At 67.4% G+C, this 13,106-nt stretch carries 14 protein-coding genes; 8 read left to right on the forward strand and 6 right to left on the reverse strand.

Going from position 1 to position 13,106, the window contains the following annotated elements; all coding sequences use genetic code 11:
* Positions 1–11: 11 nt before the first annotated feature.
* From ACCQ06_RS19340 to ACCQ06_RS19350, 3 genes are all read right to left on the reverse strand, one after another.
* On the reverse strand, positions 12–2,045 hold the full coding sequence (locus ACCQ06_RS19340) for a hybrid sensor histidine kinase/response regulator (RefSeq protein ID WP_104615044.1): 2,034 nt from the start codon (positions 2,043–2,045) through the stop codon (positions 12–14).
* A 124-nt stretch (positions 2,046–2,169) separates the two neighbouring features.
* Positions 2,170–2,460, reverse strand: a complete 291-nt coding sequence (locus ACCQ06_RS19345) for a hypothetical protein (RefSeq protein ID WP_104615043.1) — start codon at positions 2,458–2,460, stop codon at positions 2,170–2,172.
* The gene (locus tag ACCQ06_RS19350) at positions 2,447–2,893 is read right to left on the reverse strand and encodes a hypothetical protein (RefSeq protein ID WP_228323602.1); all 447 of its coding nucleotides are present in this window, start codon (positions 2,891–2,893) and stop codon (positions 2,447–2,449) included. The genes ACCQ06_RS19345 and ACCQ06_RS19350 overlap by 14 nt, the downstream gene beginning before the upstream one ends.
* Positions 2,894–3,141: 248 nt before the next feature.
* On the opposite strand from ACCQ06_RS19350, the gene ACCQ06_RS19355 reads away from it, so the two are divergent.
* Positions 3,142–3,717: a DUF3016 domain-containing protein gene (locus ACCQ06_RS19355; RefSeq protein WP_228323603.1), complete on the forward strand. Its 576-nt coding sequence runs from the start codon at positions 3,142–3,144 to the stop codon at positions 3,715–3,717.
* A 382-nt stretch (positions 3,718–4,099) separates the two neighbouring features.
* On the opposite strand, the gene alr is transcribed toward ACCQ06_RS19355, so the two are convergent.
* Both alr and ACCQ06_RS19365 read right to left on the reverse strand, forming a co-directional pair.
* Positions 4,100–5,185: an alanine racemase gene (gene alr, locus ACCQ06_RS19360; RefSeq protein ID WP_316688771.1), complete on the reverse strand. Its 1,086-nt coding sequence runs from the start codon at positions 5,183–5,185 to the stop codon at positions 4,100–4,102.
* Positions 5,185–6,474: a D-amino acid dehydrogenase gene (locus ACCQ06_RS19365; protein ID WP_316688773.1), complete on the reverse strand. Its 1,290-nt coding sequence runs from the start codon at positions 6,472–6,474 to the stop codon at positions 5,185–5,187. The genes alr and ACCQ06_RS19365 overlap by 1 nt, the downstream gene beginning before the upstream one ends.
* Before the next feature lie 147 nt (positions 6,475–6,621).
* Between ACCQ06_RS19365 and ACCQ06_RS19370 the strand changes: the two genes are divergently transcribed.
* Positions 6,622–7,101 (forward strand): Lrp/AsnC ligand binding domain-containing protein, encoded by a 480-nt coding sequence (locus ACCQ06_RS19370; RefSeq protein WP_104544170.1) that lies wholly within the window; start codon positions 6,622–6,624, stop codon positions 7,099–7,101.
* Between the two features lie 256 nt (positions 7,102–7,357).
* Here the strand turns inward: ACCQ06_RS19370 and ACCQ06_RS19375 are convergent, their stop codons facing one another.
* Positions 7,358–7,786, reverse strand: coding sequence for a hypothetical protein (locus ACCQ06_RS19375; RefSeq protein ID WP_228323646.1), 429 nt, complete (start codon positions 7,784–7,786; stop codon positions 7,358–7,360).
* Between the two features lie 586 nt (positions 7,787–8,372).
* Between ACCQ06_RS19375 and msrB the strand changes: the two genes are divergently transcribed.
* The 6 genes from msrB (at position 8,373) to ACCQ06_RS19405 (ending at position 12,918) form a co-directional block, all read left to right on the forward strand.
* A complete protein-coding gene (gene msrB / locus ACCQ06_RS19380; protein WP_104615037.1) occupies positions 8,373–8,837 on the forward strand; it encodes a peptide-methionine (R)-S-oxide reductase MsrB in 465 nt (154 codons plus the stop codon).
* A gap of 394 nt (positions 8,838–9,231) precedes the next feature.
* Positions 9,232–9,714: an MliC family protein gene (locus ACCQ06_RS19385; protein WP_316688774.1), complete on the forward strand. Its 483-nt coding sequence runs from the start codon at positions 9,232–9,234 to the stop codon at positions 9,712–9,714.
* A gap of 97 nt (positions 9,715–9,811) precedes the next feature.
* Positions 9,812–10,666: a flagellar motor stator protein MotA gene (gene motA, locus ACCQ06_RS19390; protein WP_228323607.1), complete on the forward strand. Its 855-nt coding sequence runs from the start codon at positions 9,812–9,814 to the stop codon at positions 10,664–10,666.
* 10 nt (positions 10,667–10,676) lie between these two features.
* Positions 10,677–11,855, forward strand: a complete 1,179-nt coding sequence (gene motB, locus ACCQ06_RS19395) for a flagellar motor protein MotB (RefSeq protein ID WP_104615034.1) — start codon at positions 10,677–10,679, stop codon at positions 11,853–11,855.
* A gap of 185 nt (positions 11,856–12,040) precedes the next feature.
* Positions 12,041–12,625, forward strand: coding sequence for a hypothetical protein (locus ACCQ06_RS19400; RefSeq protein ID WP_316688776.1), 585 nt, complete (start codon positions 12,041–12,043; stop codon positions 12,623–12,625).
* Between the two features lie 8 nt (positions 12,626–12,633).
* Complete coding sequence (locus ACCQ06_RS19405) at positions 12,634–12,918, forward strand: DUF4031 domain-containing protein (RefSeq protein ID WP_104615032.1); 285 nt, start codon at positions 12,634–12,636, stop codon at positions 12,916–12,918.
* The last annotated feature ends 188 nt before the right edge of the window (positions 12,919–13,106 follow it).

The following is a 13,106-nucleotide window of genomic DNA, read 5'->3' on the forward strand; positions in this document are numbered from 1 at the left end:
CCGCGCCGGCATCACTCCACGGATTCGCGCGCTGCCCGGACTGCGGTGACCAGCTGCGCCACGCTGTACGGCTTGGCCAGATGTTCCTGAAACCCCGAGTCCAGCGCGCGCTTGCGATCGTCGTCGCGGGCCAGTGCCGTCACCGCCACCGCCGGCAGCGCGTGCCCATCCAGGCCCAGGTTGTCGCGCACGGTACGGATCAATCCGTAACCGTCCATGCCGGGCATGCCGATGTCGGTCAGCATCACGTCGAAACGCGCGTGACCGCGGTGATCGATCAAGGCCAGCGCATCGGTGGCGCTGCCGGCAGTGACCACTTCGGCGCCCTGTTCTTCGAGCAGGCGGCGCAGGTAGTCGAGCATGTCCGGTTGGTCTTCGACCGCCAACAGGCGCAGACCGTTGAGCGCACGCGCTTCGACGATCTGTTCGGACATCAGGCGCCGACGCAACTCGCGGCGCGGGCGCTTGGCCTGATCGGGAATATGCTCGGGCAGACGCACCGTAAAGGTGGCGCCCTTGCCGCGCCCGCCGCTGGTGGCGCCGACCTGCCCACCGTGCATTTCCACCAGCTGCTGCACGATTGCCAGACCCAGCCCCAGGCCGCCGTGCTGGCGGGTGGTGGTGCCATCGGCCTGACGGAAGCGGCCGAACAGATGCGGCAGAAACTCGGCCGCGATGCCGTCGCCGGAGTCGCGCACCGACACCAGCAGATGCCCATCGTCGCGTTCGATGGTGACGTCGATGCGGCCGTGCGCCGGGGTGAACTTGATGGCGTTGGAGAGCAGATTCCACAGCACCTGCTGCAGGCGGGTGGCATCGCCGAGCACCAGACACGGGGTCGGCGGCAGGTGCAATTCCAACACCTGGTCCTTGCCCTCGGCGGCCAGTTCCTGCGTGCCCAGCGCCTCGCGCACCTGCTCGGCCAGGTCCAGCGCTTCGACTTCCAGCTGCACCTTGCCCAGCAACATGCTGCTCAGATCGAGCATGTCCGAGATCAGCCGCTTCTGCGCGCGTGCGCTGCTGGCGATCACCGACAGGCCTTTGTAATTGGGGTGCCCTTCTTCCACGCGCTGCAGCAGCAACTCGCTCCAGCCCAGAATGGTGGTCAACGGGGTGCGCAACTCATGCGACAGCGTGGCCAGGAACTCGTCCTTCAGCCGCGCCATGCTTTCGGCTTCGTTGCGCGCACTGCGCTCCGACTCCAGCAATTGCTCGCGCGCCAACTCGATTTCGCGTTGTTCGGTCACGTCCGGGCTGCTGCCGGCCAGGCCGATGAAGCGTCCATCGGCCGAATAGCGCGGTGTGGCGGTCATTTCGATCCAGCGCCACTGCCCGTCGTGGCGGCGCGCACGCACCAGCGCACGCAGGCCGCGTTGTTCTTCCAGCGCAGCCGACAGCTCGAACTGGAAGATCGACAGATCGTCCGGGTGCAGCAATTCGCTCCACGCCGATACGGTGCCGCTGGAAATATCCAGGCCGAAGAATTCGCCGTAGGCGCTGTTGACGAAGCGCACCACGCCCTGGGCGTCCAGTACCCATACCGGCATCGGCAGGCCGTCGGCCAGCGCGGAAAAACGCGCCTCGCTTTCGGCCAGCTCGCGCTCCACGCGTTTGCGCTCGGTAATGTCCATGAACAGCACCGCGACCCGCGCCTGTTCCGGCTGACCGACCCGGAACGCGTCCACCGAATACCAGCGCCGCAGCGCCTTGGCCTGCATTTCGAAATGGATACGGTTGCCGGTGCGGGCGACCTGGCCGTAACGGTCGAACCATTCCTGCTCATGCTCGGGGAGCATGCCGCGGATGGACACATTGAGCGCGTCGGACAGACCGGTATAGCGCTCGAACGCGCCATTGGTCGTGCGGATCACGTAATCGACCGCCTGCTCGCCCTCGAACACCATGTCGATGACGCAGAAACCGGCATCGATGTTGTGGAAGATCTCGTGATACATCGCCGGATCGAGAAACGGCTCGGCGATGACGGCCGGCAAGGCGGCGGCCAGATCGGGGCTGGAACTGGAGGTGCTCAAATCGGAAACCACGGATGCTGCCGGAGCGGATGACGGACGGATGAAACCACGCCCGATGTCGTCAGCGGGTGCACAGGGGGTCGACGTAATTCACGCCTGCGTTGCGCCGCTGGTCGCTCGCGTGATGCCGCTCCGCTTACCAGAGCGTGGCGGCGGCCAGGGCGATGCAGGTCGCCAGCACCACGATGCCGGCAATCACCCCGCGAAATACCCACTCGCCCTCACGGCGCAGCTGCTCGTCCATCCAGCGCTGCGCCTCTTCGCGCCAGGCGGTGGAGCGTGCGTAGTCGGCATCCAGCAACAGCAGCCTCACCCGCGACAGCCCCAGTTCTGCGCACTCGCCACGGCAGCGCTCGCTGAAGCCGTCTTCGCCGGTTACCACCTGCGTACCGAGCGGCAATTCCAGTTCGAGTTCATGCCTGGACATAACGCGGACGCTCCTGATCTAGCTCGTTTTCCAGCGCCATGCGCGCCAGCTGGGTGTAGTTGGCACGCGGCCCCTGTCCACGGCCGGTCAACATTCCCTGGTAATCCAGGTCCTGCCAGACTCGCCCGGTCCATTCGACGCAGTCCTCGGCGATCACCAGCATCAGCGAGTAGCGATACTCCACCCCCGTTGCCGCGGTGTAGGCGTACACCGGTGGAAACTGCACGGCCACATCGACCTGGCGTGCCAACCCGGCCAGGTGCTCGCGCAACGCATCGCGTGGGTCGGTGCCGGGCTCGATGCGCAACCCACGTGTGGCCAGGTCCAGGTCCACCTCGCTTTGCAGGGCGACGAAGGCGGCGGCCCCGGTGGCGGGGTTGTGGCCGTGCTGTTTTGCCCAGTCGATGAACTGCAGGCGCACGTCCGTCGGCATGTGCGCCGGCGCCGATGAAGCTGACTTTGTGCGGAAAGAGTGGGTGTCCATGCGGCCGATCTTCCGGGCTGCGCCGTGAAGCGCGGGCGCAGGCGCAGTGAACTCGCCGTCATGGCCGCGACAGCGCGGATTAACCGGGCGGCAACGCGCGTGCGACGCCGGCGCAGCGTGCGTTGCGGGCGGCCAGGTGCAGCCCCACACTGCTGTGACAGCGGGGACGCAACGTCCCTTTCGCTTGGAGGCTTTCCATGAAACTTTCCAGTGTTTCCGGCGCCGGCCTGTTGCTGGCAGGTCTGCTCGCGGCGACCGGTGTGCAGGCCCGCGTGCGCAACGTCACCGACCCGCAGGCACCACGTGCGCTGAGCAGCGATGGCAAGGTGGACGTGCGTTGGACCGACCCGGCCGAATTTTCCGAAGTCCGCTTCAGCGGCAACCGCTGGGAAGCGCAGCGCGGCGACTGGGTGACGCAGCTGGCGACGCATTTCCAGCAGAGTGCCGCCCGCAAGCTCCCAGACGGCCAGCACCTGAGCGTGACCATCACCGACATCCGCCGTGCCGGCCAGTACGAGCCTTGGCACGGGCCGCGGATGCAGGACGTGCGCGTGGTCAAGGACATCTACCCACCGCGCCTGAGCTTTAGCTACACGCTGACCGGCGCCGACGGCCGGGTGATCGACCAGGGCGAACGCAAGCTGGTGGACTCGGCCTTCCTGATGAGTGGCCCGCGGCTGACAGACAGCGACCCGCTGCGCTTCGAGAAAGCGATGATCGACGACTGGGTACGCAAGCAGTTCCGCGGCGATCGCACGACGGCTGGGTTGTAAGCTGCCGCTTCAAGCACCTCTCAGTTCGGCAGAGGGGTTGGGGTGAGGGGATGAGCAAAGCGCTCGTATCGCCCAGCCTGCGCGAGGCTTCGCCCGTCCCCTCATCCGGCGCTGCGCGCCACTTTCTCCCGCCCGGCGGGAGAAGGACAAGCAGTCGAGCTTCCGCTCAGGTCACTCTCCCCGCGGGAGAGCGAAGCACTCGTATTGCCCAGCCTGCGCGAGGCTTCGGCCGTCCCCTCATCCGGCGCTGCGCGCCACCTTCTCCCGCCCGGCGGGAGAAGGGCAAGCGGTCGAGCTGCTGCTTGAAGCCCCCCTCATCTCCTCTCCTCTCATCTCCTCTCGGGACAGGGGTTGGGGTGAGGGGGCGAAGCACTGGTGTCGTTCAAACTGCTGCAGCCTCGCCCACATACACCCGGGGCACGCGTTTGAGTCCGCATAGCAACTGATACGCGCTGACGTTGCACTGCGTCGCCAGCGGGCTGACGCGTGGCGCATCGCCCCAGAGCTGGACGCTGGCACCGATGTCGGCCTGCGGGTGATCGGTGAGGTCCACGGTGAGCATGTCCATCGACACGCGGCCGATCAGCGGGCAGACCTGGCCCTCGACCAGCACCGGGGTGCCGTTGGGCGCGAACTGCGGGTACCCGTCGGCATAACCCATCGCCACCACGCCCACCCGCGTCGGCCGCTCGGCCACGAAGCGCGCGCCATAGCCCACCGGCTCGCCGGCCGGCAGGTCGCGCACGCTGATGATGCGCGAGCGCAGCGTCATCACCGGGCGCAACTGCGTGGTGATCTCGGTGTCCTGCGGGAACGGATTTGCGCCGTACAGCATCAGGCCCGGGCGCGACCAATCGTTGCGCAGCGCCGGCCAGCCCAGCAGGCCAGGCGAATTGCGAATGCTGGTTTCCGCACGCATGCCGCCAGCGGTCAGCGCGAACGCCACTGCCTGTTCGTCGGTGCGGCTGCAGTCCAGCTCGTCGGCGCGCGCCAGATGCGTCATCAACACCAGCGAGGCGATCTGCGGCAGCCCGCGCAGACGCAACCAGGCAGCGCGAAAATCCTCCGGCGACAGCCCCAGCCGGTGCATGCCGCTATCCAGCTTCAGCCAGATACGCAACGGGCGCGGGCTTTGGAAGTCGGCCAGCGCGCGTACCTGTTGCGGCGTGGCCACCACCGTCCACAAGTCGTGCTCGGCGATCAGGCGCAGCTCGTCCTGCTCGAAAAAACCTTCCAGCAGCAGGATCGGCGCGCGGATGCCGGCCTGGCGCAGTTCCAACGCTTCTTCGATGCACGCCACCGCAAAGCCGTCGGCCTCCGGCTCCAGCGCCTGCGCGCAGCGCACCGCGCCGTGCCCGTAGGCATCGGCCTTGACTACCGCCAGCGCCTTGCCGCCGCCCAGCTGCTTGGCCAGGCGGTAGTTGTGACGCAATGCCTCCAGATTGATCGACGCTTGCGCAGGACGCACTACGCGGCCTCCCGCTGCGGGCGCTGGCTGCGCGTGGACAGGTAACGGAACACGTCCAGGCCCTCGGTATCGATCTCGGGCGTGCGGCCTTGCATCAGGTCGGCCAGGTAACGGCCGGAGCCGCAGGCCATGGTCCAGCCCAGCGTGCCGTGCCCGGTATTGAGAAACAGGTTGGCGTACGGCGTGGCGCCCACCACCGGCGTGCCGTCCGGCGTGGCCGGGCGCAGGCCGGTCCAGAACTCGGCCCGGGCCAGATCGCCGCCGCCGGGATACAGGTCGTTGACCACCATTTCCAGGGTGGCACGCCGGCGCGGGTTCAACGACAGGTCGAAGCCCGCCACCTCGGCCATGCCGCCGACGCGGATACGGTCGTCGAAGCGGGTCAGCGCGATCTTGTAGCTTTCGTCCAGCACCGTGGAGGTCGGCGCGCGCGCGGCATCGACGATCGGAATCGTCAGCGAATAGCCCTTGAGCGGGTAGACCGGCAGATGCAGGCCGAGCGAGAGCAGCAGGTCGGCCGAATAACTGCCCAGCGCCAGCACGTAGCGGTCGGCGGTTTCCATGCGGCCATCGATCTGCACGCCGGTGACGCGGCCGCCGCTGTGTTCCAGGCGCTCGATCTGCTGCCCATAGCGGAACTGCACCCCCGCCTGCGCAGCCAGCTCGGCCAGGCGCTGGGTGAACAGGCGGCAGTCGCCGGTCTGGTCTTCGGGCAGGCGCAGCGCGCCGGCCATCTGCGCGCCGCCCCCGGCCAGGCCGGGCTCGAACTGCGCGATCTGCGCCGGGCTCAGCAGCTCGTACGGCACCCCGTATTGGGCCAGGATCTCGATGTCCTGCGCGGCGGCGTCCAGTTGCTGCTGGGTGCGGAACAACTGGGTGGTGCCGAGCTGGCGGCCTTCGAATTCGATCCCGGTGCTGGCCCGCAGCGCGTTCAGGCAGTCGCGGCTGTAGTCGGACATGCGCACCATGCGCGCCTTGTTCACCGCGTAGCGCTCGGCGGTGCAATTGCGCAGCATCTGACTCAGCCACGCCAGCTGGCGCAGGTCGCGGGTGGGGCGGATCGACAACGGGGCATGCTGCTCGAACAGCCACTTCACCGCCTTGCCCGGCACCCCCGGAGCGGCCCACGGCGAGGTGTAGCCGAACGAGAGCTGGCCGGCGTTGGCATAGCTGGTTTCCAGCGCCGACGCCGGCTGGCGGTCGACCACGGTGACCTCGCAACCCGCCTGGACCAGATACCACGCACTGGTGGTGCCGATGACGCCGCTACCGAGAATGAGCACCCGCATGTCGCTCTCCTGAAAGGGTATTCCCCCACAACCACGCGCTGAGGGAGATAGTTAGACGCAGTATATTGCGAGCCAGGCAGTGCCATTTCTGGAATCGGCTGGCCTTTGCAGTGGAACTTCCTGTCAAAGCTTGTGGAGACAAACCCCATGACCACCCGCGCCCGCGAGCTGGACAAGATCGACCGCAAGATCCTGCGCATCCTGCAGCAGGAAGGGCGGATTTCGTTCACCGAACTGGGCGAACGCGTCGGTCTGTCGACCACGCCGTGCACCGAGCGCGTACGCCGGCTGGAGCGCGATGGCGCCATCACCGGCTATTACGCGCGGCTGGACCCGCACTATCTCAAGGCCAGCCTGTTGGTGTTCGTGGAAATCAGCCTGGCCTACAAATCCGGCGACATCTTCGAAGAGTTCCGCCGCGCCGCGTTGAAGCTGCCCAACGTGCTGGAGTGCCATCTGGTGTCAGGCGATTTCGATTACCTGCTCAAGGCCCGCATCAGCGAAATGGCGTCCTATCGCAAGTTGCTGGGCAGCACCCTGCTCACCTTGCCGCATGTGCGCGAATCCAAGAGCTACATCGTGATGGAAGAGGTGAAGGAGACGCTGGCGTTGCCGATTGAGGGCTGAGATTGGGGATTGGGGATTGGGGATTCGAAAGTGCGGCTCGCGAGGGCCGTTGGCAATGCGGGTAGAGCGGCGGCCGGCTCGGCTCGGCTTGGTGCTTGGTGTTTGGCGGCAGATGTGCAGGGAGCGTGTCGGCTGAGCATCTTCCTGCTGGATGGCCGTTGATGGGGTAAGCACATTCACCCTGCGGCGCTGACCACGTTGCCCCTGCATGCCGGCGTTGCCACTGGCTGACAGTCGGCAGGCACTACTGCCGCTGTCAGCGCACCACGCGCATGCCGTCGCCGGCAGGAACGGCGTCGTAGTAGCGCCCGGTCTTGGTATCCAGCACCCGGTTGGGGCCGGCTGGCTGCATACCTTGCAACAGACGGCCGTTGCGGTCGTAGACCATCGGCGTGGCGGTCGGCACCTGGCTGCCCGCTGGCGCAACCGGCGTTGCGGCCGGGCCACGCGTCGGGATGCTGGGAGCGGCCGGTCGCTGGCTGAGCTGCGATGGCACCGGGCTCAACGCATTGGATGGCTGCAGCGCGCGCGGCGGCGCCACCTTGGGCTGGGCGGGGGCCGGCGTCGCGATGGGCTGCAGCGTGTTCGACGAGCGCGTGCTGGTGGCGGACTGCGCGCAGGCAGCGCCGGCAATGCCGAGCAGGGCGCAGGCCATCAGGGCGCGCGTGGAAGGATGGATCGCCATGTCAGCCACCGCAGTGAGTAAGGACACTCACGGAGTGGGGGCGCCACCGTTGCGTGGCAATGGATGTGCCCGGCCGGCACATGAACGTCAGTGCTCGACGAACCATCCGGGTGCCGGGAAACGGACCTACCCGGGCGCGAAATAGACGTGTCTGCGGCAGCGGATCCTGACCAGGCATGGGAACCACCGTTGGCGGACCCTGGTGCCCACTGTTCCATCCCTTGTCGGCAATGCTCCCCTGCCCCGCAAGCGCTCCGCAGGTGCGCATTGCCGCCACGACAGTTCGGCGAACGACCGATGCAACCAGGCCGATCCCCGCACGTCTGCGCCAAGACTCGGCGAGCGTGTGCCCTCGCCTGGGAGCGCCTGCGGGCAGCAGCGACCGGTGAACGGGTCGGCCAGCGTTGCGCCCCGCTCCCGGCTCCCCGTTCCCCGTTCCCCGTTCACCGTTCACCGTTCACCGGTCGCTGGTCGCTGGTCGCTGGTCGCCGGCCGTCGCCAGCCATCACGGTTGAACCAGCCCCGCCGTGCCCATATCACCTGTGCAGACGCCGGTACGTCGCCAGCGCGCGCATGCGAGAGCCCTATGAGCCAGTTCGACCTGACCCCTCCCTCCCCCGCCCAGCGCGATGCCCTGATCGCCGGGCTCAGCGACGAGGAACAGCGCGTGCTGCTGCACCATGGCACCGAGGCGCCGTTCTGCGGGGTCTTCCTGGACAACAAGCTGGACGGCGTCTACACCTGCCGGCTGTGCGGGTTGCCGCTGTTCCGCTCCAGCGCCAAATTCGAATCCGGCACCGGCTGGCCGAGCTTCTTCGCCCCCTACGATGCCGCGCATGTGCGCGAAATCCGCGATGTCAGCTACGGCATGATCCGCACCGAAATCGTCTGCGCACGCTGCGATAGCCACCTGGGCCATGTGTTCCCGGACGGCCCGCCGCCGACCGGCGAGCGCCATTGCCTCAACTCGGTGTCGCTGGGCTTTACCGAAAATGGCCAGGCGCTGCCCAACCCGCTGCACCGCGATGGCGCCGAGGCGCAGCCGGCGTGATGGAGTGCGAGCGGTCCGGCGAGGTCGCTGAGCGGCGGAGCAGGTAGGCAGCTCCGTTCTGACCAGGCAGCCGGTCGGCCACTGCACGAATGGTCCGGGATTGCGCCCTGAAGCGGTGCGCATCCCCGTCAGGCGACGGGTAGCCGGTCGGCCCGCTGGCGCGCGCGCGGCCCGGCATCGCGGTTGACGGAGTGCGGCATCCCCGCAGGCGCCAGGCACAGCGCGACGACTGCTCGGGCGGCCGATTCGGGTAGCGGCGTCTAGCCGGTACTCTCCCAATCGCGTTCGGTTGCGATTGCCGGCACGGCGTTTCAATGTCGGCACCATCGCCCAGCGCCTGTTGCCGCCGTCACTGCCCCGGCGACGGCTCGACGTCCCAGGTAGGAGTCCGCAGATGCGTCCATTCTCGACCCTGACACTTTCCAGCCTGCTGGCGGCCGCGCTCGCCAGCTGTCATGCAGCCGATCAGCCGCCGGCAGCCGTCACACCCCCGGCAGACACGTCACCTGCCGCAGCGTCCGGCGGGCCAGCCAGCCCGCCGCCCATCGGCACCGATGCCAGCGTGACCGGTCCGTTGCCCCGCCCTGCCCACGCCGCTCCACCGGCGCCGGCATCGCTTGCTGGTCCCGTGGACGCGGTGCCCTGGCGCTGCGGCACGCGCGCGATCACCACCCGCTTCGATCCGGCCACCGATGCGGTGCAGCTGAGCGTCGAGGGCCGCACGCTGACCCTGCTCAGTGCCCAGGCCGCATCCGGAGCGCGGTTTGCCGACGCCCAGGGCAATCAGTTCTGGGAGCATGCCGGCGAGGCGACCCTGTCGCTGGCAGGCGGCGAAGCGGTGAAATGCGTGCATGAGGCCGCCACGACAATCGGCTGAGCGTTCAGTTACAGCGCACATCTTCACGCCGTGCGCTTCAAGAATCCGCCGCGCAAGCCGAAACAACTAGCACTCCCAGATTGCTTCCGGCTTCGCCATGCTCATCATCGTTGGCTTCATTGTCGTCATCGTCAGCGTCCTCGGCGGCTATGTGCTGTCGCACGGAAAGCTGGGCGCGTTGTGGCAACCGTACGAGCTGATGATCATCGGCGGCGCGGCATTGGGCGCGTTCCTGGTCAGTACGCCGGCCAAGATCGTCAAGGAGACGATCGCCGACGTGCTGGGCGTGTTCAAGGGCCCGCGCTACAAGTCCGACGACTACAAGGACACCCTGAGCCTGATCTACGAGCTGCTGAACAAGGCGCGTCGCGACGGCTTCATGGCGCTGGAAGACCATGTCGAAAAACCGCAGGACAGCACCATCTTCGGCAACTACCCCAAGGTGGTGGCCGACCATCACCTGCTGGACTTCATCACCGACTGCCTGCGTCTGATGATCGGCAGCAACATCGAGCCGCACGAACTGGAACCGCTGCTCGAACTGGAGCTGGAAAAGCACCACCACGAAGCGATGGCGCCATCGCATGCATTGAGCAAGATCTCCGACGGTCTGCCAGGCTTCGGCATCGTGGCGGCGGTGCTCGGCATCGTGATCACCATGGGGTCGATCGGCGGCCCGATCGAAGAGATCGGCCACCATGTCGGCGCCGCGCTGGTCGGCACCTTCCTGGGCATTTTGCTGGCCTATGGCTTCGTGGCGCCGCTGTCGGCGGCGATGGAAGCGCGCGCCGATCAGGACGGGCGCATGTACGAAGCGGTCAAGACCGCGCTGCTGGCCTGCCTGCGCGGCTACAACCCGAAGATTGCGCTGGAATTTGCGCGCAAGACCCTGCCGTCCAACGTGCGTCCGAGCTTCGGCGATTTCGAAACGCACCTGAAGACGATCAAGTAGGACCGCGGTCATGGCCGAGGGCAAATCCACCGTCGTCATCCGACGAGTCAAGAAGGTGCAGGGCGGCGGCCATCATGGCGGCGCCTGGAAAGTGGCGTTTGCCGACTTCGTGACCGCGATGATGGCCTTCTTCCTGGTGCTGTGGCTGATGGCCGCCACCACCAAGGAACAACGCGCGGCGATCTCCGAATATTTCCGCAACCCCAGCCCGTTGTCCGGCAAATCGCCGGCGCCATCGCCCGGCATGAACGGCCCCGGCGGGGCCAGCACCTCGATGATCAAGCTCGGCGGCACCGCCGACATGGCCAAGGGGCAGAAGGACGAGATGGGCCGCAAGCGCGACAACGCGGCCGACACCAGCGAAGACAGCCGCGCCAAGGACAAAAAGCGCCTGGAAGCGCTGATGCAGGACCTGAAGGAAGCCATCGACAAGAGCCAGGCGCTGGAGCCGTTCAAGGACCAGTTGCTGCTGGACCTCACGCCCGATGGCCTGCGCATCCAGATCGTGGACAAGCAGAACCGCCCGATGTTCGACATCGGCCGCGACCAGCTCAAGCCGTACACGGTGGACATCCTGCGCGAGCTGGCCAACTTCATCAATCAGGTGCCCAACCACATCAGCATCACCGGCCACACCGACACCACTGCCTACAGCAGCGAAGCCGGCTACACCAATTGGGAACTCAGTGCCGACCGCGCCAACGCCGCGCGACGTGCGCTGGTGGGCGGCGGCATGTCCGACGCCAAGGTCACGCGCGTCGTTGGCCTGTCGTCGTCGGTGCTGTTCGACAAGACCGACCCGCAGAACCCGATCAACCGCCGCATCAGCATCGTGGTGATGACCCAGGACGCCGAACAAACCGCGCTGGCCGGCGCCGGCCAGGGCGTGGCACTGGGCAAGCCGGTGCACGACGCCGACACCCAGGTGCCGGACCTGAGCGCCGCCGCCGGCACGGCCAGCGTAGGCGCACCCGTGGCTGGCGCTGCGCCGACTGCGGCTGCATCGGCGACACCGCCCGCTGCCGGGAAGGACGCTGCGGGAACCACCCCGGTACCGCCCGGCACCGCCGCGGCACGCCCCGCCGCACCGCGCGTGTCGTCCAGTGCACAGGTGGCCTCGGCCGCCGCACTTGCCAAGGCGGCCGAAGCGGCCGTGGCCTCGCCGCGGGTGGCGGTAGAGGGGCAGTGATCGGCGCTGGGGATTCGGGATCGGCGGGGTCTGCGGGATTCGGGATTTGAGATCCAGAAGTTGCCAGGCAATCGCACCCGGGGCGTGCACCGCGCCTGGCCCGTGACCCGACCGCTTGCCGCTGCTCATCGCATCGTGCGGCGCACGCTCTAGAATGGCCGGCCATTCCCAGCGTCGAGAACACCGTGTCCCGCAATTCCAAGGCCAAGCGCGACAAGCGCAAGAAGCAGCAACCCAAGCGCCCCATCGTCCGTCTGGGCCAGGCGTCCCAGGTCACCAACCACGCCGTGCTGCAGGACGCCGATGGCCGTGTGGTGGCCGCGATCGGTCTGCAGGGCGGCAGCGAGTGGATGCTGTCGATCGGCGGCCAGACCATGGGCAGCGCCGACAACCCGGTCCCGATGCTGGCCATGCTCAAGCACCTGGCCAACCTGCAGGAAGCCGAAGGCAAGACCATCTCGCTGGAATATTCGACCCAGCTGCAACAGATGATCGACGACCTGGCCGCCGACGAAGGCCAGACCGCCGAGGAATATCTGACCGCGCTGGTGGCCGAATTCCAGAACGCCGATGCCGATGAAGACGGCGAGGCCGAAGCCGATGACGCAGCCGACGATGCCGGCACCGACGCCGTTGCAGAAGAGGCGGCTGGCGACGACGCTGCCAGCGACGACGACAGCACGGCAGACGCAGACGCCGGCGATGCCGCAACGGACGACGCCGACGGCGAGAACGCCGGCAAGAAGCCGAAGACATCCAAGAAGGCCTGACCCGGCCGATGGCTGTCTACATCGACGATGCGGTGCATCTGTGGCGCGACCAGCGCTGGGCGCACCTGCTCGGCGATACGCTGGACGAGCTGCATGCCATGGCGGCGCGGTTGGGCATTCCCCGCCGCGCCTTCCAGAACAAACTCAGCGGTGCGCATTACGACGTGCCCGCACCGCTCCGCCTGGAGGCCATCGCCCTGGGCACCATCCCCATCTCCCGCCATACCGATCGCGCACTGCTCAAGGCGCTGATCGCCAATGCGCGAGCGCAGGCGCGCGGTGAGGTGCCGTAGCGCCGGTCCAGCGATCGCGCGAATCACGCGACAGGGACAGCACCACCGAAAGCGCATGACCCCAGCATCGCGCCAGTCGCGCAATGCTGGGCGTTGGCTGACAACAGCACGCCGGCATCTCTTGTGTTGCAGCGCCACATCACGCCGTAAGCCGCACACCTGACGCCGCAGACGGCAGACGGCAGACA

The sequence above is a fragment of the Xanthomonas sp. NCPPB 4467 genome, assembly GCF_041475665.2.
Taxonomy (GTDB): Bacteria; Pseudomonadota; Gammaproteobacteria; order Xanthomonadales; family Xanthomonadaceae; genus Xanthomonas; species Xanthomonas dyei.

Excerpts from the sequence above, each read along its gene's own strand:
- ACCQ06_RS19405 (WP_104615032.1), top strand. The coding sequence starts at position 12,634 with ATGGCTGTCTACATCGACGATGCGGTGCATCTGTGGCGCGACCAGCGC.
- ACCQ06_RS19350 (WP_228323602.1), bottom strand. The coding sequence starts at position 2,893 with ATGCCGACGGACGTGCGCCTGCAGTTCATCGACTGGGCAAAACAGCAC.
- motA (WP_228323607.1), top strand. The coding sequence starts at position 9,812 with ATGCTCATCATCGTTGGCTTCATTGTCGTCATCGTCAGCGTCCTCGGC.
- ACCQ06_RS19355 (WP_228323603.1), top strand. The coding sequence starts at position 3,142 with ATGAAACTTTCCAGTGTTTCCGGCGCCGGCCTGTTGCTGGCAGGTCTG.
- ACCQ06_RS19385 (WP_316688774.1), top strand. The coding sequence starts at position 9,232 with ATGCGTCCATTCTCGACCCTGACACTTTCCAGCCTGCTGGCGGCCGCG.
- ACCQ06_RS19365 (WP_316688773.1), bottom strand. The coding sequence starts at position 6,474 with ATGCGGGTGCTCATTCTCGGTAGCGGCGTCATCGGCACCACCAGTGCG.
- ACCQ06_RS19345 (WP_104615043.1), bottom strand. The coding sequence starts at position 2,460 with ATGTCCAGGCATGAACTCGAACTGGAATTGCCGCTCGGTACGCAGGTG.
- ACCQ06_RS19370 (WP_104544170.1), top strand. The coding sequence starts at position 6,622 with ATGACCACCCGCGCCCGCGAGCTGGACAAGATCGACCGCAAGATCCTG.
- motB (WP_104615034.1), top strand. The coding sequence starts at position 10,677 with ATGGCCGAGGGCAAATCCACCGTCGTCATCCGACGAGTCAAGAAGGTG.
- msrB (WP_104615037.1), top strand. The coding sequence starts at position 8,373 with ATGAGCCAGTTCGACCTGACCCCTCCCTCCCCCGCCCAGCGCGATGCC.
- ACCQ06_RS19375 (WP_228323646.1), bottom strand. The coding sequence starts at position 7,786 with ATGGCGATCCATCCTTCCACGCGCGCCCTGATGGCCTGCGCCCTGCTC.